This window comes from Microbacterium kribbense, assembly GCF_039537285.1.
Classification (GTDB): domain Bacteria; phylum Actinomycetota; class Actinomycetes; order Actinomycetales; family Microbacteriaceae; genus Microbacterium; species Microbacterium kribbense.
The window spans coordinates 229169-254450 of record NZ_BAABAF010000005.1 but is presented as its reverse complement, the minus strand read 5'-3'; the positions used below and the strand labels follow the sequence as shown (position 1 = coordinate 254450).

Below are 25282 nucleotides of genomic sequence, written 5' to 3'. Positions count from 1 at the left end.
TTACCCAGGAACGTCACATTGACCTTCGTGCCCTGCGGGATCACCTCCCGCGCCTCCAACAGACCCGGGACATCCTTCCCCGTCATCTCCAACGAGAAACCCTCCAACAGCCGCAAAGCCGCCGTCCTGTCACGCGCGGGCATGATACGTGCCATGTCGGTGCTCCCCCATCCCGGACGACCGCGGCCACCCCGGCGGTCATAGTGGAATGCGACCACACACAGAACGTGCATGTCAAACGAAAATCAATCGGCATCGCTGATACCTGTTGAGGGATTCCTTATAGCACATCGATCACCTTCAAGAACGCTCGACAGGTGGGTGTCAGCGGGGCGTCCCGCCAAACCAGATGCACATCACGGACGATCGGCGGGCGCAGTGGTCGAACAGCGGCACCACGAGCGGCGGCGACCTCGCCGAACGCCCGCGGGAGTATCCCCGCGCCCACTCCCGCCAGGATCAGTGCGAGTGCGGATTCACGTCGTTCCACATCCACCGCCACGATCCGCCGGCCGGTCGCCTCCTCGGTGTGGGCCACCAGATCCGACACAGCGAGCTGTCCGCCGCTGGCTGCGGCGGCGCCGAACCCCAGGATCTCAGCCACAAGCTGCTCACCGCCGACGACCATGCCGAACCCGACGATCTCCTCTACCGAGACGTCCTCGCCGACGCTCGTGCCCGCCGGCAGGACGGCCACGAGCTCCTGTGCGGCGACCCGCCGGCACACCAGTGACACCGATGGCGGTGGCACCGAGATGGTCAAGCCCAGTTCCGCCTCGCCCAAGCGCACTGCGGCGATAACCTCGTCCGAGGTGTCGAACTGACGCAGGTTCACCCGCACCCCGGGGGCCGTGGCGCGGAAGACGCGGATCCAGTCTGCTAACGGTTCCATCACCAGACCCGGCAGCGTGGCGACATCGATGGTCCCATTCTTGAGTCCGACCACGTCCGCGATGACGGCACGGGCGACCGCCAGATTGGCCAGCACGTGGCCTGCCGGCTCCACCAGAGCCCTCCCAGCGGCGGTGAGCTGCATCCCGCGCGGCACCCGGTGGAACAGTTCACAACCCAGGTGCGACTCCAGCTGGCGGATCCCCTGCGACAACGCCGGCTGGGTGACGCGCAGTTCGCGCGCCGCCACGGCGAGGCTGCCCAGGCGCGCCACCGCGACGAAGTACTCAAGCTGTCTGCGCTCCACGGCACGCTCCCTTAACCATTGCTTATCGAGTCTAAAGACACCGTCGCTTGTGACTTGTTCCGACTACACATCGAATAGAAGCACGGATCGATTCCGACACGGCGTCGATCTGCACTGAATCGTCGCGCGACGCGCGGACAGAAAGGACAGGCGATGACGTCTACACTCGCACAGGCCCTCGAGCAGGCCGGCGGTGCCGTGAACCTGCTGCGCAACTCGCGCAGCGTTCCCCAGGTCGTGCCCGAGGTGTCACCGGAGATCTCCAACTGGCGGGCAGAGCAGCGCGCGTGGGACCAGACCTGCGCCCTGTTCGACCAGTCGCACCACATGGTGTCCATATCGATGACCGGCAGCGGCGTAGTGCCCCTGCTGGAGATCGTGGGCGCCAACGATTTCTCGACGTTCGGTCCAGGCAAGGCGAAGCAGCTGGTGGCATGCAACGTGAACGGCCAGCTCATCGGCCAGGGGATCCTGTTTCCTCTGGGCCACGAGATCCTGCTGGTGGGGCCGCACCCGATCATGGACTGGGTCGAATACAACATTCAGACGCACCCAGACCTCGACATCCGATACTCCCGCGAGGGCACCTCGCTGACCCGCCCGGGGAACCCGACTCGGTTCCGGTTCCAGCTGCAGGGGCCGAACGCGCTCGCTGTGATGCGCGCCGCTCTGGGTACCGAACCTCCGAAGCTCGGCTTCTTCAATATCGGCGAAGCCGAGATCGCCGACCGCAGGATCGGACTGCTGCGACACGGCATGGCCGCCGAGCCGGGTTACGAGTTCTGGGGCGACTGGGAAGATCGCGACGCGGTGTTTGACGCTGTCGTGGCCGCCGGTGAGGAGCACGGCATGGAACAGGTGGGTGGTTCCGCCTACCTGACGACCGGCTCGCACTCTGCCTACATCCCGCTCATCGTGCCCGCCATCTACAGTGATCCGGAGTATGCGGACTATCGCAACTGGCTCTCAGACACATCCTTCGAGGCCACCGCGCCGCTGGGAGGCAGCTTTTTCTCGACCGACATCGCTGACTACTATGTGGATCCGTTCGCACTGGACTACGGCCGCTCGGTCTCACTCACCCGCGACTTCGTCGGGCGCGACGCCCTGCAGGCGATGATCGACAGCGGCGCATCCACGCGGCGCAAGAAGGTCACCCTGATCTGGGACCCGGAGGACGTGATCGCGGTGTACCGCTCGTTCTTTGACATCGGGACGACGCCCGGGCTGTTCATGCAGGCCCCGATGGCGCGTGTCGCATCGCTCCAATACGACAGCGTGCTCGTGGACGGACGGCTCGTCGGGCATTCCACACGACCCGACTTCTCAGCCATTCACCGGCGCATCCTGTCACCCGCGATCGTCGACGCCGAGGCCGGCGAGCCCGGCAGCACTGTGACCGTGGTGTGGGGCGAGGACCCGATGTCCGACAAGCTCCGGGTCGATGAGCATCGCCAGTTCGAGATCCGCGCTGTCGTCGCGCCAGCGCCGATGGGCGATTTCGCGCGCGCGGCATACAAGGCGAACGCCTGACTCCAACACATCCGGTGGGCCGCGCGAGGTGGAGGGGTCGATGTCGCATTCGCCCCCTCCTCGCCTGCCCGGGTCGTCAGCCGTTGACGATCTGGGAGATGGCAGCAGTGTGGTCCTGGTCGGGCAACGGTCTCAGCCATGGTGGATGAGCTCAGCCAGAGAGTCGAGGGTGTGCTTGCGCGTGGCCGCCACGTGAGCGCGCGCAAACTCCGATGCGGCGGCGGCCTCGCCGCCCCCAATCAGCTCCAGCAGGCGCCGGTGCTCACTGAGGAGGGTCGGCGACTCCGAACTGCTCATGAAGCCGAACAACCAGCGCACGCGGGCACCGATGGGGAGCATGATCGAGCTGAGCAATGGGCTGCCGGCCATGTCGATGATCGACTCATGGAAGTGGGCGTTGGACGAACTGCGGCGTTCGCGGTCGTCGGCTGCTGTCGCCTCCTCGCTCTCAGACAACGCACGTCCCAACACTGCGAGCGACTCCGGATTCGCGCGCTCGGCCGCCAGGCGTGCAGCCAGCGCTTCCAACTGCTCGCGAACATCGAACAGGTCCTCTACGCCCTCTACCGTGAACGTGGCAACGGTCGCACCGCGGCGTGGAGCCAGGGTCAGGAAGCCCTCAGCCTCCAGACGCAGCATCGCCTCGCGCAGAGGCACCCGGGACACTTCGTAACGCTCCGACAGAACCCGTTCGATCAGCCGCTCGCCAGGCTTGAGACGGCCTTGCACGATGTCGAGCCGGATCTGATCGATCAGTTCGGACTTGAGCGAACGATGCCGCAGCCCCACCGGATGCGGCGCGTCGGACGTTGTCGTCATGTTCCTCCGATCGTCCGGCCCGCGAGAACGCGTGTCTGCCGGCCTGGTGCCATCATGCCCCGTGGCCCCGACCGTGACCGCCGGACACACAGGTTGCTTGAATCTGGTTTTTTGTATACTATATCGCAGACAACCTCCAACGAAGGAGAGTGCATGGATCCCCTCCGTACGCCGTCGCCGGGCCCAAGCCTGACGCTGCATGAACGTGACCGCCGCTGGGCGATGACGCGCCGCTTCCTGGACGAGCACAATCTGGACGGACTGATCGTGGCCGGCCTGAAGAGCAGAGAGCGCTTCGAGCTCTATCTTGCGAACGACCTGATGGACGGAGTCGTCGTCTTCCCCCGCGTAGGCGCACCCGTGCACTTGACCTGGGTGCCCACCAAGATCACCGGCCGTACCGATGCGGTCGGTCGTGAGCGCACGTACTGGATCGACGACGTGCGTGCGGTGCGCCTGGACCAGGGTATCGTCGACACACTCGCCGAAATGCGGATCGGTCGCGGACGCATCGGGGTGCTAGGCCTTGCCAGCAATATCCCAGGCGAGCCGCACGGGGTCATCCCCTACCCGCTGTGGGAGGCGGTGAGCCATGGCGCCCCCCACGCCGAGTTCGTCGACGTCTGGTGGGACTATGCCATGGCGATGCTGCCCAAGAGCGCTGAGGAGCTATCGCTGGTGCGTGAGAGCGCGCACATCGGCGAACATGCCTGCGAGGCGATGCAGGCCGCCATCTTCGCTGGAGCGCGCGAAACCGAGGTATACGCGGCTGTGATGGGGGTCCTGTACGCAAACGGCGCCGTGACATCCGCACCCAACCTGCTGATGCGCGCGGGTACGGAGCATTTCACGATCAGTCAGCCGGCGTGGACCTATGACCCCGGTGCGGCCCGTACGCTCAAGACCGGAGATCTCGTCAATGCCGAGATCTTCTCGATCTACGGCGGGCTCGAGACCCAGCAGCAGATGACGGTTTCGATCGGTGCACCGGACCGGCTGCACACCGCCCTGGCCTCTGCCACCCGCGATGCCTACCACGCCGGGATCGCCGCCATCAAGCCCGGCGCCACGTTCGCGGACATCGACCAGGCGATGCAGAAAGTCGTGCTGGACGCCGGCTTCTGGCACATCGCGCCTCAGGTGCAGAGCCTGAACCCGATCGTGCTCAACGGCGCTCTCTGCCACGGGTTGGATCGGCTGCCCGATCGTGAGCGGTTCCGGGGCCTGGCCCCCGTCCCACGCACCGGCGACGGCGTGATCGTCGAGGGCATGGTGTTCGCGCTGGAACCGAACGCGTGCGACGGACCGCACCGCGTCACGGTCGGTGGGTCAGTCATCGTTACCGCCGACGGCGTGGAAGAGCTAAACCACCTGGCCACGAACCTGACCAGCGTCTCCGGCTGATCTCCGCCCGTGACACCCTCAACCGACGAGAACGCGCCGCGTTCGCGACCCGAAGGCAGAAGATCTCGATGATCACCACCACGAGCGACCCGGAGCGGGTCGACTGGCACCGCGCATCAGCAGAGGCCGCGATCTCAATCCGTGATCTGTCCATCTCATACCTGCGCAACGACGATGAGCGCGTCGATGTCACGGCCGGCTTCGATCTTGATGTGCGCCGCGGTGAGTTCTTGACTCTGATCGGGCCATCCGGGTGCGGCAAGACGTCGATCCTGCGCGCGATCGGCGGCCTGCAGAAGCCGACAACGGGTGCTGTCACGGTGCTGGGCGAGCCATTGACCGGTCCGCGGCCGCGCGATATCTCCTACATCTTCCAGGACTTCGCGCTGTTCCCGTGGCGCACGGCGCTGGCCAATGTCGAGATCGCACTGCGCTTCACGTCGGTGCCGCGCCGCCAGCATCGGCAGCGGGCACTGGAAGCCCTTGAACTGGTTGGGCTGGCCGATGAGGCCGATCGCTACCCGCGAGAGCTCTCGGGCGGGATGCAGCAGCGGGTCGCGGTCGCCCGCGGGCTCGTCTCCAACAGCGAAGTGCTTCTGCTGGACGAGCCGTTCGGGGCCCTTGACGAGCAGACCCGCCTGATCCTGGGCACGGAGCTGGCGCGCATCCTGGAGCAGACCGGCAAGACCATCGTCTTCGTCACCCACAGCCTGCAGGAGGCCGTGTTCCTGTCCACGCGCATCGTTCTCCTATCCAAGCGGCCATGTGCGATCAAGGAGATCATCGACGTGCCGCTGACCCGGCCGCGGCATCCCGACCAGGTCACCGGCGCTGTCGGGCAGCGGATCCAGCAGACGCTGTTCAACGGCCTGTACTCGGAGTCGACCGGTGCGTAGCGCGCGGCTAGATCGCCAGCACGTCGCCGTCGTCGCCGTCTTCCTGCTCGCCGTGCTGGCGGCATGGATGGGCGTATCCCGGCTCGAGATCATTGACCCGCTGATCCTCCCCGACTTGGGCGCCGTCACAATCCGCTTGGTCGAGATGTCCACGACTGCCGCGCTCTGGGAGAGCCTGGCGGTGACGACGTTGCGCATCCTCGCGGCGTTCGCGATCGCGATGGTCGCCGGCCTGCTCATCGGCGTGCCGATCGGCCGTTCGCGTGGGACGAGCCTTGCCTACACGCCGCTGCTGGCGAACCTGTCGGCGGTGCCGTTGTTCGCACTGTACCCGGTGCTGCTTCTCGTGTTCGGGATCGGAGACGCCTCGAAGATCGCATTCGGAACGCTGAATGGGTTCTTCCCCATTGTGTTGGCAGCCATCGCGGGTGCCTCCGCGGTCCCGAACAACCTCATGCTCGCCGCCCGCGCGATGGGTGCCAGCCGTTTGCAGCAACTGGTCACCGTCATCATCCCCGGTGCCCTGGCCGAGATCCTCGCGGGACTGCGTCTTGGTCTGGCATTGTGCACGCTCGCCGTGTTCGGGGGCGAAATCCTGGGCAGCACCGCGGGACTCGGCTACCGACTCGCGGTGGCCAGCGAGACGTACCTGTCCGTCGACGTGTACGCCTATGTGCTCACCGCCCTGATCCTCACCGCTGTGCTCTCCATCGCCCTGTCCCTGATCATCCGATCGATCTCGAGAAAGTAGGAACACCATGCATCAATCCCGACCCGTGTCCGCTGTCGTGTTGTTCGGCGTCGTACTGCTGATCGCGACGGCCTGTTCGTCGCCGTCCGCCGCGCCCACCGCATCGGGCGATGCCACCGCGTTGACGAAGCTGAAAGCCGGCATCTGCGTACCCAACGACGCCGACCTCGCGCTTCCGCCTTATGTGGCGCAGGAGAGCGGATTCTTCACCGATGAAGGCCTCGACGTCGAGATCGTTTCATTCCAGGGCGGTGCCGACATGGTCAAGGGGATCGTCGGTGGCAGCGTCGACGTCGGCGTATGCGGCGCCATCGACGCAGTCGCCGCTAGCGCGAAGGGCATCCCGATGAAGATCGTCGCCGGCATCGGAGGCACGAATCCGTCTGCTCTTATGGTGCCGGACTCCTCCACGATCTCCGACATCTCCGAGCTGGACGCCGCCACTACGTTCGGCATCGGGCGTTTCGGCGGCGTGACCGACTTCGTCGCGCGGCTGACCTCCGACCGCGCCGGGGTCCCGTCGGACAAGTTCAAGGCGGCTGCGATCGGCCCCGATGGCCTGACCGCGGCGGTCGAGGCCGGCGGGGGCGACATCGACGTCTTCCAGTGGGTACCCAACTCGGCCATCACATTCGAAAGCCAGGGGAAGCTGCGCACGATCGCCACGGTGGCCGACGTCTTTCCCGAGGACCAGTACTCGGCGGTGCTGGCACAGCCGGAATACATCTCCTCACACAAGGAGGTCATCGGCTCGTTCCTGGCCGCGTTCTTCCAGGCCGTGACGCTGATGAAGGAAGACCGCGGGTTCGCCGAGAAGGCGTTCGTCGAACGGCTGAACGTCCCCCAGGAGAACGTCGGTGCCGTGTACGAGGCGACTGTGCCACGCTGGTCGGACGCCGGCGAGGTGAGCACCGCGGGCCTTGAGACCTATGCGGAATTCCTGCCGATGCTCGGACTGGCCAAGACTTCCCCATCCCTGTCGGACTTCTACACCGACGAGTTCCTCCCGGTGAAGACGGACTAGCCGATGGCTTCGCTGGCGGCCCTCCTCCCCTACCGACGGCCTTCGAGGAAACTGCGGATTGGGATGCTGCGCTGGGGCACTATCCTCGCGGCGTTGGCCACGTGGCAAGTGGGGGCCGCCTTCGCGCGCGAGGGGAGCATTTTCCTGCTCTCGCCCGGCGAGATCGCCGCCGGATTGGTGCCCATGCTTCAGGACGTCTCGGCGCGCGAAGCACTGACACTGACCGCGTGGGAGTTCGGCATCGCGTTCGTGATCTCGATCGTCCTCGGTACCGCGATCGCAGCGGTACTTGCAGTGACACCGCTTTCGCGACGAAGCGGGCTGGTCCTCTTCCAGCTGTTCGTCTCGGTGCCGCAGGTCGCGATCTACGCATTGTTCGTGCTCTTCCTGGGAGCAGGAGCGGAGTCGAAGATCGTGTTCGGCGTCACCCACGGCATGCTGCCGGTGGTGATCGGGATCCTTGCTGCAGTGGACGGGTACCGGTCCAACCTGCCCCAGGCCGTGCGCGCGATGGGCGGCCGTCGCTGGGCGGTGGTCCGGTATGCCGTCATCCCGGCAGTTCTCCCGTCGGCGGTGACGAGCATGCGATTGTGCGCGAGCCTGTGCCTGCTGGGCATCCTCATCGCAGAATTGCTCGTATCCTCGGGAGGCGTCGGCCGACAGATCGGCACCTATTCGGGCGCGCTGCAGATCGACAAGCTGTACGCACTCGTGGCGGTGGTGTGCATCGCGGCCATCGTGATCAACATCCTGCTGGCCATCGTCGAGCGTCGCGCTGGACGTTGGAAGGCCTGACCCGCAGAATGCGAACGGTCCCGGCATCCTCAAATGCCGGGATCGCCGGGACCGTTCGCATTCTCCTACAAAGACCGAGGAGCACCACGATCGCCGTGGTGATGCCCACCTCTTGGCGCCCGATCGGCACACGCGCGCGAGGGTCGACTGCTTCCGCCGGACGGTCCTCGCGCGTGTGATCAGACCACGACCAGGTGGTTGGGCAGCGTGTTGAGCTCTTCGACGCCGCGATCGGAGAGCAGGACCGTTCCGCCGACGCACACGCGCTGACCGTCGCGCACGGCATTCGGCTCAAACGCGAACGCGTGCCCGACCTCGATGACGAAGTCGCCATCCAGTCCCACCCCGAGCGGCAGCTGCGGCAGCACGGCTAGGGCGGGGTCCACGCCGGGGTTCAGCCGTGTGCCGGAATTGTAGATAGGCGGAACCGTCTGCACCATCGGGCCGGTGTTCCACGTCTTCGACGAGTGCAGCGGAGCCTCCATGATGGCGGCGAGCTCGGAGAACCGCATGCCCGGTCGCAGCGCCGCCAGACCCGCCTCATATGAATCGCGGCATACCTTCTCGAGCTCGCGCAGCAGCGGACTCGGCTCGCCGATGCTCACGTCGATCTGCTGCTGCGATTCGATGCCGCCGTAGAACGCGAAGATCTCCGCGGCGATCGTGTCGCCCGGCTGCAGAATGTGCGGCGCGCCGCCCATGGCGAACCACTCCGGGACGGCCCAGGCGAACATGCTCGCTCCGGCCCGCTCCAGCATGAACGGCGAACGCACCCAGCCCCCACCGGCGATGATGGCCTGGAACGATGCCGCGGCGATCTCGTGCTCATTGCGTCGCTCGCGCGCAGCTCCGACAAATGCCGCACACCCACGCTCACCGAGCTGCGCAGCTTTGCGCAGCATCGCCTGCTCCTCATCGCCCAGAATGATCGCCATCGACTCATACGTGTCCGCGACGTCAGCCCAACGAACGTCTGGCAGTGCGGCATCGACGCGCTTCCAGGTGGTGTGCGAGACGACTCCAGCCCACTCCCCGACGGCACGGCTCGTCAGCCCCACTATGCCGAGACGCGACGCGGCCAGACCCCGGGCCCGCACGTGCGCGACGAGGTTTCCGATCGGGTCACCGGCGACCCAGTCGGCGACCCAGCGCGGCCAGCGCGGGCCAGGAACGTCGTAGCGATCCAATGGTACGTCGCCGAGGAACATCACGGGGTCATCGTCGAGCGTAAGCAGAGTGATCGACTTGCGGGCCTCATTGGTCAGGTACGAGTCGGCGACGTTCCGGCCGTTGCCGAACACCACGACGCCGTCGAGTTCCTCTCGCACGAGCATCTCGCGCACATTCTGCCAGCGCCGGTCGCGCTCGGCCAGGGAGAGGGTGGGATACTGATCGGTCATGCTGTCTCCTTGCTCATGGATGGTCGGGTACCTGCGAGCAGAGTGCGCAGGGCGCGCATGCTGTTCTCGAGGAACCGTCGTGGCTCGTCTGGCTCGACAGGTCCTGCCAGCGCCGTCGCATCGGGCACCTCACCCTCGTGCGCGCGCCGCTGGTAGTCGTCGGCCAGCGCGAGCAGCTCGTCCCGCTCGGCAATCACCATTTCCGGGTGGTTGGGCGCCCAGCGCGGGTCGAACACCGGAACGGACATCCCCGCGCGGCTGGCGATGATCCCTTCAATCGACAGCATCGGCGCAGCCGGTGCGAGCGCGTCCAGCACCGCCCGCCAGTCGATCACACCCTCGCCGACCGGAACGAGGTAGCGACGCAGGCCATCCGACTCCCGCACCAGCGCGACGTCGCGCACGTGCGTGGCCCGCACGTACGGCGCAACCCGTCGGGCGGCGGCGGCGGGTGACTCGCCGCGCACCGCAACGTTGGCTGTGTCGAACGTGATGCCGACCGCATCCGGTCCCACCTCCTCGACGATGCGCACAAGCTCGAAGGAGGTGATCTCCTCATGCGTCTCGACGTTGACGTGCGTGCCGTTGGCTCGCAGCACGGGGGCCAACCCCTTCAGGAACGCGGTGGTGGCCCGCAACTGTGCCGGCCAGTCCACGTCGGTTCGGAACCGATCGAAGGCATACAACCCGGAAAGATGGAATTGGTAGTTGCTCAGCGCGCTCCACAATTCGTGGATGCCGATCGCCGCGGCGCCCTCTATCATCATGATCTGGGCGCGGCGGTAGTCACCGCCGCCTAGCTTTCGGATGTGGGGCGCTTCGGGGGTCGAGAACGGATTGACTTTCCCGATCCCCGCCTCCAGACGCATGCCGCGTTCCCTGGCCTGCTGCGACACATCCTGCAGTTGAGCGCGGTCGAGCGTAGGGCTGAGCTCAAGGATCGAGCGGAAGTAGACGCCTTCCAGACCGAGCTTGGCGGCCCGGTCGATCAGCTCAACCGGGTTCAGCCGCACCGCTCCCGGGAACTTGGTGCTGTCCGCGCCGATTCGCATCGGCTCAGCTCGCAGCAGAGGCAAGCGACTGATCGAGCTCCTCGAGGTCGACCAGTCCGTGCGCGAAGACGTTGCGCGGGTCATATTCGGTCTTGACCCGCGCCAGCCGATCGTATTTCTCCCCGTAGATACTGCGTGCCCCCTGGGCATCGCTGTGCTCCGAGGTGAAGTTGATGTAACTGCCGTTCTCCCACTGCGCGATTGCCGCTGTGAAGCGCTTGACCCATGCGACGAGCTCGGGTCGCTCGTCGGGGTACTCCCAATCGGCGCCGATATTTCCGGCCCATCGAGAGTGGATGCCGGTGGTCGAATCGTTCGAGTGGTCCCGTGGCGTGAGCTTGCCGGCGATCAGCTCGAATGGGCACATCACCTGGTGGGTGATGAAAGAACTCGAGTTCAGCGGTCGGCCCGGGTATGCGTCGGCGTGGTCGATCGCCAGGTCGATGAGCTCATCGGGCAGATCCCGGAACGACACGTGCCGCCAGTAGTGTCGCAGCCCGTAGCGGAACTCGTCGTCCGTGGAATGCTGCAGTGTCACGTGTGGGATGCTGCGCACGCTCGTATAAAGGGGTTCGCCGTGATCGAACATCGGCGCCGTGAGCGATGGTTCGTCGGCCACATCGCCGTAGGTGACAGTCGCGACCGAGATGATCGGGGTGCCACGGTGCGCGGCAGGCACCTGGCTCCAATACGGCGGGCAGCGGTACAGCCGGACGTACGTAGTCACGTTGTCGGGCATCGCGGGCCCCAGCTCGCGGAACTGTCGGAGGATGTCGCGACGCCGGTCGGCGGGGTACAGGGCGAGCCGGACGGTCGCCAGACCAGGGATATCGACATAGCGGTAGACGAACTCTGTCGCGATCCCGAAGTTGTGCCCCGCCCCTTTCAGGGCCCAGAACAGCTCAGGCTCATCGTGGGCGTTGACCCGGCGGATGACGCTGTCCGCGGTGACGAGCTCGACCTCCTGGAGATGATCCACAGTCGCACCGAACATCCGGGACAAGTAGCCGATGCCGCCGCCGAGCGTGAGGCCGGCGACGCCGGTGTGTGAAACGACTCCGGCCGGCAATGCCACATCGTACGGCTCGGCAGCACGATCGACGTCCCCCCACCGGCATCCCGCGCCGACGGTCAGGGTGCGAGCGTCTGTGTCGACGCGAACCGTGCGCATGAGGCCTGTGTCGATCAGAACACTACCGTCAGCCACGGCCGTGCCGGCGAGGTTGTGGCCGCCGCCGCGCACCGTCACCGGCGCATCGTTGTCGACGCACCAGCGGAGTGCGGCTGCAGCGTGCTCCGCGGTCGTGCAGCGCACGATAGCCGAAGGGTACTGGTCGATGTCGGCATTCCAGACATGTCGGAGTGACTCATACCCCGGTTCGTCCGGAAGGACCACGTCACAATCCACGGCATCCCGCAGTCGCGTCAGGTCGATCATGTGTTCTCCTTTGTGTCTTGGTCTCTCGGTGTCAATCGGCGAGCGGCGTCACCGCGTGCAGGCGGAGCTTCAACGCCGCCAGGGATCGGGTCAGGAACTCGCGGTACTCGCCATCCACGTCGCCGTTGGTTCGCAGCGCTGCGAGGTCGGGACCGATCCCCGCTGCCGCACGTTCGGCCTGACGGTCCGCCAGTTCCGTCAGCTCCGAGATCTCGTCGGCGTCCAGATCGGGGTGTGCGGCTCGCCAGAAATCGTCATCAGGCTGAAGAATCATCTCCGCACGCGTGCCGCCGACCCCCTCGACCAGCAGGTCTACGTCTTCGCGTGCCGCGAACACGCCCAGAAGCGCATCCCAATCGATCTGCCCATCGCCGGCTGGCATCAGGAAACGTGAAATCCCGGCATCCGTGCGCGCCATGATGATGTCCCGCAGATGAGTCAGGTGCACGAAGGGCGCAACCCGCCGAGCGCCTGGCAGCACGGCTTCGCCGCGCACCGGAAGGTTCGCAGGGTCGAAGCACACACCGACGATGTCGCTCCCATGATCCTCGACGAGCCGGACGAGCTCGTGCGTCGTGATCTCTTCGTGCGTTTCAATGTTCAGCCGCACACCCTCCGCCCGCAGCGTCGGTGCGAGCTTCTCGATGAACGCGGACGTAGCCTCCAGTTGCTGTGGCCAGGTGACGTCCGTTCGAAAGCGATCGAAGCAGAACGGTGTGGCGAGGTCAGGCTTGAAACCGCCGACGGCTGTCCACACTTCGGTCCAGCCGCGTACGCCGCACAAACGAATCATGCGCTGCATCCCGGCCAGGTAGCTGCCTTCGCCGAGAATCCGCACGCGAGGCAGCTCAGCTGTCATATAGGGGTTGATCTTGCCGATGCCCATCCGCACGAACATTCCGAGGGTATCGGTCATTCGGCCGAATGCCTCAATGTCACCCTCGTCGAGCGTGGGAAACGCTTCATCAATGGTGCGGACAAGAATTCCGCCGAAGCCCAGACGAGCCAGCGTCTCAGCGGCCATGATCGGCGTTTCCGCCAGCCGGCAGCCACCGTCCCGGAACTTCACGTCTGCACCGATTCGGCCCATCTGCCCCTCCATGATCTCAGCCGTTCCGGCCCCACTGGTCCAGGACCGCCACCGACCGGCGGGCGATGAACGGGACACAAGAAACGCTTGGTATACAGAATGCCTTAATAACTCTTCCGCTGTCAAGACGCGTGATCGGGGCACCGCACGCTACATGCGGTGATGTCCGGCGGCGGATCCGTCCGTGCCCAGAAACTGGGCTACGCAGCGCACGAGAGGTAGTACTCGTCGAACGAGGACAGCGCCGTCGGGCGCGACCGCGCATCTCTCCCGCGACGGACAGCCCGCCATCGACTCGGCAAGACGCGGGTTGCGTACGGCAGCACCCGCCGTGCGGCGATCACCCCTGCATCATGCGGATGCCGGTCGATCGAAGCGGGCCGGATGCCGCACCCGCGGGCGCGGCAACCGGAGGCTGGTCAGCCCAGCCGGGTCGCCTGCGCCTCGTCGGCGCCGTGGCCGATGTGCCGGTAGACGTCCGGCTTGGCGCGGCGCAGCCACAGTCCCCAGAACACCGCGGCGATCGAGGGCACCAGCAGAACGGCCGGGAGGATGAACGTCGTGGGCGTGCTCTCGGTCTGCCCGAGCATCACGTTCCAGTTCATGAGGATGAGCACCCAGACCGTGCCGAGTGCGACGATCGCCACGATCGGCGCCACGAGCCTGCTGCCGACACCCACATCGCGCCGGTCACGCCCGAAGTAGCCGATGACGGCGATCGAGACGAGCACCATCAGCAGCACGAGCCCGAAAGCACCGAGATTGGTCAGCCAGGTGAACAGCGTGAGCACCGCGAACGGTCCATTGTCGGCGTTCCATCCCAGCTCGCCGATCGCGAAGCCGATGATCACGATCACCGCGACGATGCTCTGCACGATCGAACCTGCCCACGGCGCGCCGCTGCGGACCCGGACGGTGCCCAGCACGGCGGGCAGGACGCCCTCGCGGCCCAGCGAGAACGAGTACCGCGAGACGGCATTGTGGAAGCTGACCAGCGCGGCGAACAGGCTCGTGATGAACAGCACCGACATGATGTCGACCCAGATCACGCCCAGGTGCTCGGCGACGAAGTTGAAGAACAGCGGCGGGCCGGCCTCGTCGGCGGTGATGCCAGCAGGGCTTTCGACCTTGCCGGGCCCCACTGCCAGGGTCAGCGCCCACGACGAGATCGCGTAGAACACACCGATCACGCACACGGCCAGGAACGTCGCCCGCGGGATCGTGCGCTTGGGATCCTTGGACTCCTCGCCGTAGATGGCGGCCGATTCGAATCCCATGAACGCCGCGATCCCGAAGGCGAGCACGGCACCGACCCCCGGCACGAACAGTGCCGACGGCGTCACCGGTGCGGCGCTGAAGCCCTCGGCGGGGTTCGCGAACGACACCACGTCGAAGACGATCACCACGACGAACTCCAGTGCGACCAGGACGCCCAGGACCTTCGCCGACAGATCGACGCGGTTCACGCCCATGATGCCGACGACCACGATCCCGATCAGCACCCACAGCCACCAGGGACTCGCCCACCCCGTCTTCTCCTGGATGAACGACGAGATCTGGAATCCGAACATGCCCCAGATGCCGATCTGCATCGCGTTGTAGGCGATGAGCGCGAGCACCGACGAGCCGATCCCGAGGGGCCGGCCGGCCCCCTGTGCGACATACGAGTAGAACGCACCGGCGTTCGTGATGAACCGGCTCATCGCGGCGTAGCCGATCGCGAAGATTCCGAGCGCGATCGCCAGCACGATATAGCCGAACGGGATGCCGCTGACATGAGTGACCGACAGCGAACTCGTCACGCCACCGGCGACGACCGTGAGCGGCGCAGAGGCGGCGACGATCATGAACGCCACGGCGAACACGCCCAGCCGACGGTGCGCGGCGGTGCGTGTGGTGGAGGTGGTGGGTGCAGACATTGAGCAGCTCCTTCGATGCTTCTGCGCACGCTGGCAGATCGTGGCGGTTCCATCCTCGCCGACTCAGCATTCCGATGCTTGCCCGGTGGAGCACGGACCTTGTCAGCACGAGCACGGCCGTGTTCTGGGTTTCGCGCCATTGATCGTATACAATGCCGCCAAAGGTCTGAACAGGCGAGGTGATGAAGCCGTGTCAGCGACGACGAGGCCCGAACCCGTTGCGACTGTCCGCGTGCACGATGTCAGCGACTTCCGCGTGGCGGTGAACGCCTCGTTCGTGCCGCTGCGCGTGACGCCGTCGCGCCACACCGCGTTCCACGGCATGATCCGCGGAGCCGGAGTCGACCAGGTGCATGTGACGGATCTGCAGGCGACGCCGCATGTGATCGAGCGCACCCCCGAGCTGATCGCCCGTGGAGACCAGCCGTATTTCAAGGTCAGCATGATGCTGGCCGGGCGCGGGCTGCTCGTGCAGGACGGGCGCGAAGCCCTGCTCGAGCCCGGCAACCTCGCCGTCTACGACACCAGCCGCCCCTACTCGCTGGTCTTCGACGAGGACTTCCGCACCATGGTGGTGATGTTCCCGCGACATCTGATCACGCTGCCTCCCGAGCTCGTCGGAGAGCTGACCGCTGTGCGCATCTCGGGCAGCGAGGGCTTGGGTGCCGTGGTCGCCCCGTACCTTCGCCAGCTCGCCGTCAACCTCGACCAGCTGACCGGTTCCGCCGGCGCACGGCTCGCGCACAGCGCACTGGATCTGGTCACCACGGTCTTCACCGGCGAGCTGGGCCTGGACGGCGCGGGCGCGGATCCGCACCGTGCGCTGATGCAGCGGATCCGTGCGCACATCGACCAGAACCTGTCCTCGTCAGATCTGTCCCCGGCATCCATCGCCGCAGCGCACTTCATCTCGACCCGACACCTGCACGGACTGTTCCGCGCGCAGGACACGACCGTGTCGACGTGGATCCGCACCCGACGACTCGACCGGTGCCGGCGCGACCTCACCGATCCACTGTGCGCGGGCCGCACCGTGGCCGAGATCGCCGCCCGCTGGGGCTTCGCCGATGCTCCGCATTTCAGCCGCGTGTTCAAGACGGCCTACGGCATCTCCCCCAGCGCGTACCGCGCGATGCCGCATTCGGCCCTCAGCCGTTGATGATCTGGGGGACGGCGACGGCTTTGAGGCCTTCGACGCCGAACTCGAGGCCGTAGCCGGAGCCCTTCACGCCGCCGAACGGGATCATCGGGTGCACGCCGCCGTGCGAGTTGATCCACACGGTGCCGGACTGGATGCGCGCGGCGACGGTGCGGGCCTGGTCGCGGTCGCCCCATACCGAGGCGCCCAGGCCCGCGTCGAGCCGGTTCGCGCTGGCGATGGCGTCTTCCACGTCGGTGTATTTGATGATCGGCAGCGCGGGACCGAACTGCTCTTCGTCCACGAGCGCGACCCCGTCGCCGACATCGGCGACCAGGGTGACCGGGTAGAACAGCTCGCCCAGCTCGGTGGCCGGGGCGCCCCCGGTCACGATCCGCCCGCCCTGGGCCTTGGCGTCCTCGACGAGTCGGCTGACGATGTCGAACTGCTGCTTGTTCTGCAGCGGGCCGAGCACGTTGGCCTCGTCCAGCCCGTTGCCCATCGGGGTCTGCTCGGCGATCTTCTTCAGCTCATCGACCACCTGGTCGTAGATCGAGTCGTGCACGTACAGGCGCTTCAGTGCCGCGCAAGTCTGGCCGGTGTTGATGAACGCCCCCCAGAACAGGTCCTGCGCGATCGCGGCCGGGTCGGTGCCGGGCAGGATGATGCCGGCGTCGTTGCCGCCCAGCTCCAGGGTCAGCCGGGCCAGGTTGCCGGCGGAGCTCTGAATGATCTTGCGGCCGGTGGCGGTGGAGCCGGTGAACATCACCTTGTCGATGTCGGGGTGCGCGGCAAGGCGGGCGCCGACCTCGCGGTCACCCGAGATCGGAATCAGCACGTCCGCGGGCAGCACCTCGTTGAGCACCGCGATCATCGCCAGCACGCTCAGCGGGGTGTATTCGCTGGGCTTGAGCACGACCGTGTTGCCCATCCGCAGCGACGGCGCGATCTGCCAGATCGAAATCATCATCGGCCAGTTCCACGGACCGATCGCCCCGACCACGCCGATCGCCCGGTAGTGCAGCTCGGCGTGCACCTGCCCATCGTCCACGACCACCTCGGGCTCAAGGACCGTGGATGCCGCGGTGCGCAGCCATGCCGAGCACGCCCCCACCTCGAACCGGGCGTTCGGCCCGTTCAGCGGCTTGCCCTGCTCCCGGGACAGGATCCGCGCCAGCGCCTCGGCGTTCGCGTCAAGGGCGTCCGCGGCCTGCAGCAGCAGCGCGCTGCGCTGCTCGTGCCCGGCCGCCTCCCAGCCCGGCTGCGCCGCCCGCGCCCGCGCGATGGCGGCATCCAGATCCGCCACCGACTGCACCGGCGCCCGCCCCAAAAGCTCCCGGGTCGCCGCATCCAGGATCTCCCGCCCCTGCCCTACCGGCGCCTGCACGCGATCAAGCAGCACTGTCTCTTCAGCGGTCATCGTGGATTCGGACATCGGTGTCTCCTTCGAACGTCGCACACGGCCCGGCGGCAGCCGGCCGCGGACTCTCCTTCATTGTGCGCCCTCCGGCGCACCACGGGATTGTCGCCCCGTGCGCCGATGATGTCTGTGCGCGAACGCTTGCCGGCCGGCCCGTAGGATGGAGATCGTCCGGCGGCCGTCGCGCCGCCGGTGCCCGAAAAAGGGGCACGAAGCTCGCACGCGCCGCTGCCGGCGGGCGAGACATATACGGTTCCTCTTCCGTTATGTCTCGAAAGGCCCCCCATGCCCACCGTCTCTGCGCACGTCGCCGTCACCCTCGCCGGCCACATCGACCACGTCTTCGGGGTGATGGGCAACGGCAACGCCTACTTCCTGGACGCGCTCGAGCGTGACACCGGCGCGACCTACACTGCGATGCGCCACGAGGCCGGTGCCGTCGTCGCCGCGGACGCGCATTTCCGCGCATCCGGACGGATCGCCGCAGCGACCGCGACCTATGGCGCCGGGTTCACCAACACGCTCACGGCGCTGGCCGAATCCGTGCAGGCGCACATTCCGCTGATCCTGGTGGTCGGCGACGAGCCGACATCCGGCCCGCGCCCGTGGGATGTCGACCAGATCGCGATGGCGTCGGCGGTCGGTGCGCGCACCTACACGGTCGGCAGAGCGGATGCCGCGGCCACCACAGTGATCGCGATCGAGCACGCGCTCGCGTACCGGGTGCCGACCGTGCTCGCCATCCCGTACGACGTCGCTCAGCTCGAGGCCGGTGCCGTGCCGGCGGCCCCGGAGCCGGTGCTGCCGGAGCCGCTGGCTCCGCGCGGACCGTTCGCGTCCGCCGCGATCGCCGACCTCGCGCGCGCCCTGGCCGGCGCGCAGCGCCCGTTCCTGCTCGCCGGCCGCGGAGCCTGGCTGGCCCATGCCGGCGACGCGCTCGGCGCCCTGGCCGCCGCGACCGGCGCCGTCACGGCATCCACCGCCCTGGGTCGCGGCACCTTCCCGGACGCGCACTACGATCTGGGCGTCGCCGGCGGATTCGGCGCCGACGGCGCCATGGCGCTGGTGCGCGAGGCCGACATCGCGGTCGTATTCGGGGCATCCCTGAATCAGTTCACGATGCGCTTCGGCGACCTGTTCGACCCAGGCACCCGGCTCGTGCAGGTGGATGTCGCGCCGGCGGCCACGCACCCGCACGTCGGCGGGTACATCCGCGGCGACGCGGCCGTCGTCGCGGCGGCCCTGGTGGCCGAGCTCGACGCGCTGGCGGCGACGCCCAGCCGCTGGCGCGAGAGCGTCGACATCGCGGCGCTCACGGCACGCGAACCCGGTGACGAGCTGGCCGCCGACGGCCGACTCGACCCGCGCTCGGTGGCCGTTCGGATCGGGCAGCTGCTGCCGCAGGACCGCGTCGTCGTCTCGGACGGCGGCCACTTCATCGGCTGGGCGAACATGTACTGGCCGGTTGCCTCGCCCGATCGGATGATCATGGTCGGCACGGCGTTCCAGGCGATCGGGCAGGGCTTCCCCTCGCTGCCGGGCGCGGCCCTGGGCAATCCGGACGCGACGATCGTGCTGACCACCGGTGACGGCGGCGGCCTGATGGCCCTGCCCGATCTGGAGACGTCGGTACGGGTCGCCGGCGGTCGCGGCATGGCCGTGGTATGGAACGACGGCGCGTATGGCGCCGAAGTGAACCTGTACGGTCTGAAGGGCCTCGCCGAAGCGCCGATGCTGATCCCCGAGGTCGACTTCGCCGCCCTGGGCGCGGCCGTCGGTGCCGAAGGCGTCGTGGTGCGCACCCTGGCCGATCTCGACCGGCTCGCCGAATGGGCCGCCCGGCCGGCATCCGACCGCCCGTTCCTGCTGCTGGACTGCCGCATCTCGTCGAGCGTGATCGCGCCCTACCAACAGGAGATCATCCGGGTGAACTCGTAGCGGGCCCGACCCCGGGCGTCGCGCCGATCGTCGGCCGGCACGCTGATTCTCGCGGAAGTGGTGGCGCGTAGGGCGCGCATCGCACGGGTGCCGGGATGCGACAATGGCCTCTGGTGCGTCACACTGTCGCGAGCGCCCGAGCGTGCGCGGCATTGCCGGCGCCGCGCCGCATGCATGCGCAGGCTCGCGCAGGTCGGCGCACCAGGCGAACGGACACGGCCGAGAACGGCGGAGAGGCAGGGCGGGAGCACCGATGGCACGCAACAGTCGCCTATCCGCGAGCATCCTGCGCACCCAGCTGGTGATCCTGTTCCTGGCGCTGCTGGTCGGCTTCGGGCTGTCGCTGTGGCAGTCGCACGAGCTGCTGGTGCGCCAGTTCGAAGAGCGCGCGCTGGCCATCGCGAACACTGTGACGGTGCAGCCGGGCATCGCCGACGCGGTGCTCGCGCACGACCCCGACGGCACCGTGCAGAGTCGGGCCGAGGCGGTCCGCCGGTCCACCGGTGCGCTGTTCGTCGTGGTCACCGACGACAACGGCATCCGCTATTCGCACCCGGTGCCCGACCGGCTCGGCGAGCGCGTGTCCACCGACCCCGAACCGGCGCTGTCCGGCGAGACGGTCGTGAACATGGAGCGCGGCACGCTCGGCCTCTCGGCGCGGGCCAAGGTGCCGCTGCGCGACGAATCCGACCGCATCGTCGGCGAGGTCTCGGTCGGCATCGACGCCGAAGAGATCGCGCTGCGGCTGTGGCAGCTGCTGCCGTCGATCGCGCTGTACTCCGGCATCGCGCTGCTGGTCGGCGTCGCCGGCTCGCTGATCCTCGCGCGGCGGCTGAAGCGCCAGACCTTCGGGCTCGAGCTCGGCGAGATCGCCACCCTGCTGCAGGAGCGGGTTGCCATGCTGCACGGCATCGCCGAGGGCGTCATCGGGCTCGGCCCCGACGACCGGGTCGCCCTGATCAACGACGAGGCGCGGCGACTGCTGGGCATCCGGCAGCCGGGGCAGGGCGCCGTCGTCGCCGACCTCGTGCCGCCCGGCCGCGCCCGCGACGTGCTCACCGGAGACGTCGGCGGCGCCGATCTGGTCGTGCTCACCGACGAGCACTGCCTGGTGATGAACCGGATGCCGGTGACCCTGCAGGGTCGCGACCTCGGCCACGTCATCACCGTGTCCGATCGCACCGAGCAGGAGGGACTGCTGCGCGAATTGGACAACGTGCGCGGCCTCACCGACGCGCTGCGCGCGCAGCAGCACGAGTTCGCGAACCGGGTGCACGCCCTGTCCGGAATGCTCGAGCTGGGCAGCATCGAAGAGGCCACCGCCTATGTCGCCGAGCTGTCCGCGACGGCGACCGACCTCGCGGCGCGGCTGCAGCGGCAGATCGCCAGCCCCCAGCTGGTCGGCCTGCTGGTGGCGAAGTCGGTCGTCGCGGGCGAACGCGGCATCACACTGACCCTGACCGACGGGTCCGAACTCGGCGAGGCGGAGGCCGACGCCCGGCTGCTGCTGACAGTGCTGGGCAACCTCGTCGACAATGCGATCGATGCGGCCGTGGCCGGCGTCCAGCCGGGATGGGTCGAGGTCGACATCCGGCCCGAGGGTGGCGAGATCCAGATGCAGGTGCGCGACAGCGGCCCCGGCATCCCGCCCGAAGCCGCGGCCATGGTGTTCGAGGACGGCTTCAGCACCAAGCCCGCCGACGGTGCACGCCGCCGCGGGCTGGGGCTTGCCCTGGTGCACCGGATCGTCGCACAGCACGGCGGACGCATCGACGTCTCGCACGGGCCCGGCGCGATCTTCACGGTGTGGCTGCCGCGCCGCGCCCCCGCTCGCCCGTCGAGCCTGCCGGCGGCGGTGACGCCGTGACCGATCAGCTTCCGCCGATCCGCACCCTGATCGTCGACGACGACGTGCGAGTCGCCGGCATCCACGCGCAGTTCGTGAACAAGGTGTCCGGATTCGAGGTGACCGCGGTCGCGCACACGGCAGCCGACACCCTGGCGCAGGTGCGCGAGCAGCGGCCCGACCTGGTGCTGCTGGACCTCTACCTGCCCGACGGGTCGGGGCTGGAGATCATGCACGACCTGGGCGAGGAGCCGGAGCCGCCGGGCGTGATCGTGATCACGGCCGCGCGCGATCTCTCGCACATCCGCTCCGCGATGACCCAGGGCGCCGTGCACTACCTGGTCAAGCCGTTTCGATTCGCTGCTCTCGCCGAGCGGTTGACTGCGTTCCGGGACCTGCACTTCCGGCTCGCGCAGTTGGACTCGGGCAGTGGTGAAGCCGACCAGCAGCAGGTGGACGGACTGTTCCAGCTGATGCGCACCGGCACGATCACGACTCCTCCGAAGGGGCAGTCGGCCGAGACGATGCGGCTCGTGCAGGACTTCGTCCGCGGGGCCGATGCCGACGTGTCGGCCGTCGACGTCGCCCGCGCGATCGGCGTGAGCCGCCCGACCGCGCAGCGCTATCTCTCAGCGCTCGCGCAGCAGGGCGCGGTGGAGCTGCGACTGCGCTACGGCACCACCGGCCGCCCCGAGCACCGCTACCGCGGCGGGTCCGGGGCCTGAGCGGCCGGGTCCGCCCCTCAGTGCGCGTCGAGCATGTGCTGCGCGAAGAACGCCGCCAGCTCGTCGGTGGCCGCCAGCGGCACGACCGCCGCCACGTACTGGTCGGGACGCACCACGACCACGGCGCCGTCACGCGAGATCTGGCGTTCGTCGAAGATGTCGATGCCCTCGCCGGCGGCGAACACGCGCTCCCAGTTGCGCAGCTGCAGCCGGCCGCAGCGCGGCCGGAAGACATCGGGGGCGGCCGTCACGTCGATCTGCTCGAACGGCTGCTGATAGACGACCTTCACATCGAACACGGCGTCCTCGTCCACACCGGCGGGCGTGTAGCGGACCACGGGCGAGTCGGGCGAGGTCTGCATCCACTGCGCCCAGTCGCCGAGGGCGGATGCCTCGCCTTGGCCAGGACGGTCGGCGAACGCATAGATCCGCCAGCGGCCGTCGGCCTGGTGCTGGTGGCCGAGGTGGGTGACGTTGCCGTCGCACACCTGCACGACCTCGGCGGACTTGAACCGCTTGCCCAGCGGGAAGCCCGCGGCCAGCTGCTGGTGGGCGCTGCCTGAGGTGATCATCGACGGCGAGTACTGCGTCATGAACCCGGACGGGAACTCGCTGGTGGCCAGATAGAAGTCGGCGAGCTCCTGCGGGTCGTCGATCTCTTCGGGCTTGCGGGCCATCAGCGACGACCACTGCCGGTCGAAGTCGATGAGCTCCTGCGCGACCGGCTGCCGCTCGGCGGAATAGGTCGACAGGAGCGCCTCGGGGCTGCGACCGGTGAGCACCAGGCCCAGCTTCCAGCCCAGGTTGAAGCCGTCCTGCATCGACACGTTCATGCCCTGCCCGGCCTTGGCCGAGTGCGTGTGGCAGGCATCCCCCATCAGGAACACGTGCGGCGCGTGATCGGCGTCCACATCGACGTCGTCGAACTTGTCGGTGACGCGGTGTCCCACCTCGTAGACGCTGTACCAGGCGGCCTGCTTGACCTCGATCGTGTACGGGTGCAGGATCTCGTTCGCCTTCTCGACGATCTTCTCCAGCGGCGTGGACCGCACGTGGTGGTGGTCATTCTCGGGCACTTCGCCCAGGTCGACGTACACGCGGGACAGGTACCCGCCCTCGCGCGGGATGTGCAGGATGTTGCCGGCTTCGGCGTTGATCGCGCACTTCGTGCGCCAGTCCGGGAAGTCCGTCTCGACCGTGACATCCATCACGCCCCAGGCGTGCGCGGCGAAGTTCCCGATGTGCTTGCGGCCGATCGCCTCGCGCACGTCGCTGCGGGCGCCATCGGCGCCGCCGACGTACTTGGCGCGCACGGTGCGCTCCTCGCCCTCCCGGGGGCCGGCCACGTAGCGCACCTGCACCTCGACCGGGTACTCCCCCGTCTTGTGCACGGTGAGGCCGACGAACTCGATGCCGTAGTCGGGCGTGATCCGCGCCGGGCCGCGCCGGGCGGCTTCGGCGAAGTAGTCCAGCACGCGCGCCTGGTTGACGATCAGGTGGGGGAACTCGCTGATGTCCTTCGCGTAGTCGGCCTGACGCGTCGTGCGGATGATGTTGTCGCGGTTGTCGGGATCCGGGGTCCAGTAGTTCATCCAGCCGATGTTGTACGCCTCGGCGATGATGTGCGGACCGAACCCGAAGGCCTGGAACGTCTCGACGCTGCGCGGCTGGATGCCGTCGGCCTGCCCCAGCACCAGGCGCCCGTCCCGGCGCTCGATCATGCGGGTGACCACGCTCGGGAACCGCGACATCTGGGCGGCCAGCAGCATGCCGGCGGGCCCGGAGCCGACGATCAGCACATCCATCTCGTCGGGAAGCTCGGTGGGGCGGTCGATGCCGCTGCCGGCGGCGGGCAGCACGCGCGGTTCGCCGGACACATAGCCGTTGTGGTGGAACTGCATTGTCGATCCTTTCCTCGGACGACGACGTCGAGGCCTGCAACTTGTGGTGTGAGCGATACTGTTCTATATTCGAACACAACGTTCTACTATGGAACAGATCGTATACGAAGCGGATGCCGCGCGCAAGCGCCGCGCCCGTGCCGGCACACAGCGGCAGATGCCGCGAGGCGCAGCGGCGGACGCCGCGAGGAGATCGAGAGGATGCCGATGGCCACATCGCCCGCCGCCGGCACCATGGCCGCTGACGCCGCCGGTGCGCAGGCCGCCGACTCCGCCGCAACCGGCTCCACGGGCACCGCGAGCGCACCGGCGTCGCAGACGCTGAGTCGCGGCATCCGGATCCTGGAGCTGCTGGCCGACGCGCGTGAGCCGCTCGCGATCGACGAGGTGGCGCGCCGGCTGCAGGTGCATCGATCGATCGCGTATCGCCTGCTGCGCACTCTCGAGCTGCACGCCCTGGTGGTGCGCGACTCGTCCGGCCGGGTCACCCTGGGCGCGCGGATGGCGGCGCTGGCCGCCGGCGTCGCGCAGGACCTGCAAGCCGAAGCGCTGCCCGAGCTGACCGCGATCGCCAACGAGCTGGGCATGACCTGCTTTCTCGCGGTGCGCGATCGCGACGACTGCATCACGCTCGCGAGCGTCGAGCCGCGGCACGCGATCGCCTCCGTCGCGCAGCGGCCCGGAGCGCGGCATCCGGTGACCGTCGGAGCCCCCGGAAAGGCGATCCTGTCGCAGCTGCCCGTCCCGGAGTGGCCGGCGGATGTCTCGGCCGCCCTGCGTGCGGAGGTCGGTCAGGTCGCGACGCGCGGCTACGCGACCAGCCACGACGAGGTGATCCCCACGGTGCGCGCCGTCGCGGTGCCGCTGGTGCTGCGCGGCCGGGCGGCCGCCTCGATCGCCGTGGTCTACCTGGACGCGCACCAGGCCGACGACGCGCTGGCCGCGCGCCTTGCAGCGGCCGCGGCGACGATCCGCACGGCCCTCGGCGGCTGAGC

The 25282-nt window shown here is 67.9% G+C and carries 20 protein-coding genes; 11 read left to right on the top strand and 9 right to left on the bottom strand.

The genetic code is table 11. The features are described from left to right. Positions 1–280 precede the first annotated feature (280 nt). Complete coding sequence (locus tag ABD705_RS08240; protein WP_344782429.1) at positions 281–1198, bottom strand: LysR family transcriptional regulator; 918 nt, start codon at positions 1196–1198, stop codon at positions 281–283. 153 nt (positions 1199–1351) lie between these two features. Between ABD705_RS08240 and ABD705_RS08235 the strand changes: the two genes are divergently transcribed. Further along, the gene (locus tag ABD705_RS08235) at positions 1352–2731 is read left to right on the top strand and encodes an aminomethyl transferase family protein (RefSeq protein WP_344782427.1); all 1380 of its coding nucleotides are present in this window, start codon (positions 1352–1354) and stop codon (positions 2729–2731) included. A 132-nt stretch (positions 2732–2863) separates the two neighbouring features. On the opposite strand, the gene ABD705_RS08230 is transcribed toward ABD705_RS08235, so the two are convergent. Continuing rightward, positions 2864–3550: a GntR family transcriptional regulator gene (locus tag ABD705_RS08230; RefSeq protein ID WP_344782425.1), complete on the bottom strand. Its 687-nt coding sequence runs from the start codon at positions 3548–3550 to the stop codon at positions 2864–2866. A 54-nt stretch (positions 3551–3604) separates the two neighbouring features. Here ABD705_RS08230 and ABD705_RS08225 point away from each other — a divergent pair, with 54 nt between their 5' ends. The 5 genes from ABD705_RS08225 to ABD705_RS08205 all read left to right on the top strand — a co-directional run bounded on the left by ABD705_RS08225 (position 3605) and on the right by ABD705_RS08205 (position 8420). Next, complete coding sequence (locus ABD705_RS08225) at positions 3605–4954, top strand: M24 family metallopeptidase (RefSeq protein WP_344782423.1); 1350 nt, start codon at positions 3605–3607, stop codon at positions 4952–4954. A 68-nt stretch (positions 4955–5022) separates the two neighbouring features. Continuing rightward, a complete protein-coding gene (locus tag ABD705_RS08220; protein ID WP_344782421.1) occupies positions 5023–5850 on the top strand; it encodes an ABC transporter ATP-binding protein in 828 nt (275 codons plus the stop codon). After that, positions 5843–6601, top strand: a complete 759-nt coding sequence (locus tag ABD705_RS08215) for an ABC transporter permease (protein ID WP_344782419.1) — start codon at positions 5843–5845, stop codon at positions 6599–6601. Before ABD705_RS08220 ends, ABD705_RS08215 begins: the two co-directional genes overlap by 8 nt. 25 nt (positions 6602–6626) lie before the next feature. Next, positions 6627–7625: an ABC transporter substrate-binding protein gene (locus tag ABD705_RS08210; RefSeq protein WP_344782417.1), complete on the top strand. Its 999-nt coding sequence runs from the start codon at positions 6627–6629 to the stop codon at positions 7623–7625. Positions 7626–7688: 63 nt separating this feature from the next. Continuing rightward, positions 7689–8420 carry an ABC transporter permease gene (locus tag ABD705_RS08205; RefSeq protein ID WP_344782415.1) on the top strand — a complete coding sequence of 244 codons (732 nt, stop codon included), beginning with the start codon at positions 7689–7691 and terminating at the stop codon, positions 8418–8420. A gap of 179 nt (positions 8421–8599) precedes the next feature. On the opposite strand, the gene ABD705_RS08200 is transcribed toward ABD705_RS08205, so the two are convergent. The 5 genes from ABD705_RS08200 to ABD705_RS08180 all read right to left on the bottom strand — a co-directional run bounded on the left by ABD705_RS08200 (position 8600) and on the right by ABD705_RS08180 (position 15319). Further along, positions 8600–9820 carry a M24 family metallopeptidase gene (locus ABD705_RS08200; RefSeq protein ID WP_344782413.1) on the bottom strand — a complete coding sequence of 407 codons (1221 nt, stop codon included), beginning with the start codon at positions 9818–9820 and terminating at the stop codon, positions 8600–8602. Further along, a complete protein-coding gene (locus ABD705_RS08195; RefSeq protein WP_344782411.1) occupies positions 9817–10872 on the bottom strand; it encodes a sugar phosphate isomerase/epimerase family protein in 1056 nt (351 codons plus the stop codon). The genes ABD705_RS08200 and ABD705_RS08195 overlap by 4 nt, the downstream gene beginning before the upstream one ends. A 4-nt stretch (positions 10873–10876) precedes the next feature. After that, positions 10877–12310 carry an FAD-binding oxidoreductase gene (locus ABD705_RS08190; RefSeq protein ID WP_344782409.1) on the bottom strand — a complete coding sequence of 478 codons (1434 nt, stop codon included), beginning with the start codon at positions 12308–12310 and terminating at the stop codon, positions 10877–10879. 31 nt (positions 12311–12341) lie between these two features. After that, the gene (locus ABD705_RS08185) at positions 12342–13412 is read right to left on the bottom strand and encodes a TIM barrel protein (RefSeq protein ID WP_344782407.1); all 1071 of its coding nucleotides are present in this window, start codon (positions 13410–13412) and stop codon (positions 12342–12344) included. 407 nt (positions 13413–13819) lie between these two features. Beyond that, positions 13820–15319 (bottom strand): APC family permease, encoded by a 1500-nt coding sequence (locus ABD705_RS08180; RefSeq protein WP_344782405.1) that lies wholly within the window; start codon positions 15317–15319, stop codon positions 13820–13822. Between the two features lie 190 nt (positions 15320–15509). On the opposite strand from ABD705_RS08180, the gene ABD705_RS08175 reads away from it, so the two are divergent. Further along, positions 15510–16478 (top strand): AraC-like ligand-binding domain-containing protein, encoded by a 969-nt coding sequence (locus ABD705_RS08175; RefSeq protein ID WP_425562053.1) that lies wholly within the window; start codon positions 15510–15512, stop codon positions 16476–16478. Here ABD705_RS08175 and ABD705_RS08170 read toward each other — a convergent pair. Further along, complete coding sequence (locus ABD705_RS08170; RefSeq protein ID WP_425562052.1) at positions 16468–17892, bottom strand: aldehyde dehydrogenase family protein; 1425 nt, start codon at positions 17890–17892, stop codon at positions 16468–16470. The two genes, ABD705_RS08175 and ABD705_RS08170, sit on opposite strands and share 11 nt — an antisense overlap. Before the next feature lie 270 nt (positions 17893–18162). Here ABD705_RS08170 and ABD705_RS08165 point away from each other — a divergent pair, with 270 nt between their 5' ends. The 3 genes from ABD705_RS08165 (at position 18163) to ABD705_RS08155 (ending at position 22386) form a co-directional block, all read left to right on the top strand. After that, positions 18163–19815: a thiamine pyrophosphate-binding protein gene (locus ABD705_RS08165; RefSeq protein WP_344782401.1), complete on the top strand. Its 1653-nt coding sequence runs from the start codon at positions 18163–18165 to the stop codon at positions 19813–19815. A 253-nt stretch (positions 19816–20068) separates the two neighbouring features. Continuing rightward, a complete protein-coding gene (locus ABD705_RS08160; RefSeq protein WP_344782399.1) occupies positions 20069–21682 on the top strand; it encodes an ATP-binding protein in 1614 nt (537 codons plus the stop codon). Continuing rightward, a complete protein-coding gene (locus ABD705_RS08155) occupies positions 21679–22386 on the top strand; it encodes a response regulator transcription factor (RefSeq protein WP_344782397.1) in 708 nt (235 codons plus the stop codon). The genes ABD705_RS08160 and ABD705_RS08155 overlap by 4 nt, the downstream gene beginning before the upstream one ends. A 17-nt stretch (positions 22387–22403) precedes the next feature. On the opposite strand, the gene ABD705_RS08150 is transcribed toward ABD705_RS08155, so the two are convergent. Continuing rightward, the gene (locus tag ABD705_RS08150) at positions 22404–24287 is read right to left on the bottom strand and encodes an FAD-dependent monooxygenase (protein WP_344782395.1); all 1884 of its coding nucleotides are present in this window, start codon (positions 24285–24287) and stop codon (positions 22404–22406) included. 207 nt (positions 24288–24494) lie between these two features. Between ABD705_RS08150 and ABD705_RS08145 the strand changes: the two genes are divergently transcribed. After that, entirely contained in the window at positions 24495–25280 is a 786-nt protein-coding gene (locus ABD705_RS08145) for an IclR family transcriptional regulator (protein WP_344782393.1), read from the top strand. Positions 25281–25282 lie beyond the last annotated feature (2 nt).

Coding starts and splice junctions, on each gene's coding strand:
- ABD705_RS08185 (WP_344782407.1), bottom strand. CDS start 13,412: ATGGAGGGGCAGATGGGCCGAATCGGTGCAGACGTGAAGTTCCGGGAC.
- ABD705_RS08180 (WP_344782405.1), bottom strand. CDS start 15,319: ATGTCTGCACCCACCACCTCCACCACACGCACCGCCGCGCACCGTCGG.
- ABD705_RS08225 (WP_344782423.1), top strand. CDS start 3,605: ATGCCCCGTGGCCCCGACCGTGACCGCCGGACACACAGGTTGCTTGAA.
- ABD705_RS08195 (WP_344782411.1), bottom strand. CDS start 10,872: ATGCGAATCGGCGCGGACAGCACCAAGTTCCCGGGAGCGGTGCGGCTG.
- ABD705_RS08150 (WP_344782395.1), bottom strand. CDS start 24,287: ATGCAGTTCCACCACAACGGCTATGTGTCCGGCGAACCGCGCGTGCTG.
- ABD705_RS08235 (WP_344782427.1), top strand. CDS start 1,352: ATGACGTCTACACTCGCACAGGCCCTCGAGCAGGCCGGCGGTGCCGTG.
- ABD705_RS08205 (WP_344782415.1), top strand. CDS start 7,689: ATGCTGCGCTGGGGCACTATCCTCGCGGCGTTGGCCACGTGGCAAGTG.
- ABD705_RS08190 (WP_344782409.1), bottom strand. CDS start 12,310: ATGATCGACCTGACGCGACTGCGGGATGCCGTGGATTGTGACGTGGTC.
- ABD705_RS08170 (WP_425562052.1), bottom strand. CDS start 17,892: ATGTCCGAATCCACGATGACCGCTGAAGAGACAGTGCTGCTTGATCGC.
- ABD705_RS08220 (WP_344782421.1), top strand. CDS start 5,023: ATGATCACCACCACGAGCGACCCGGAGCGGGTCGACTGGCACCGCGCA.
- ABD705_RS08145 (WP_344782393.1), top strand. CDS start 24,495: ATGGCCACATCGCCCGCCGCCGGCACCATGGCCGCTGACGCCGCCGGT.
- ABD705_RS08200 (WP_344782413.1), bottom strand. CDS start 9,820: ATGACCGATCAGTATCCCACCCTCTCCCTGGCCGAGCGCGACCGGCGC.
- ABD705_RS08230 (WP_344782425.1), bottom strand. CDS start 3,550: ATGACGACAACGTCCGACGCGCCGCATCCGGTGGGGCTGCGGCATCGT.
- ABD705_RS08165 (WP_344782401.1), top strand. CDS start 18,163: ATGCCCACCGTCTCTGCGCACGTCGCCGTCACCCTCGCCGGCCACATC.
- ABD705_RS08160 (WP_344782399.1), top strand. CDS start 20,069: ATGGCACGCAACAGTCGCCTATCCGCGAGCATCCTGCGCACCCAGCTG.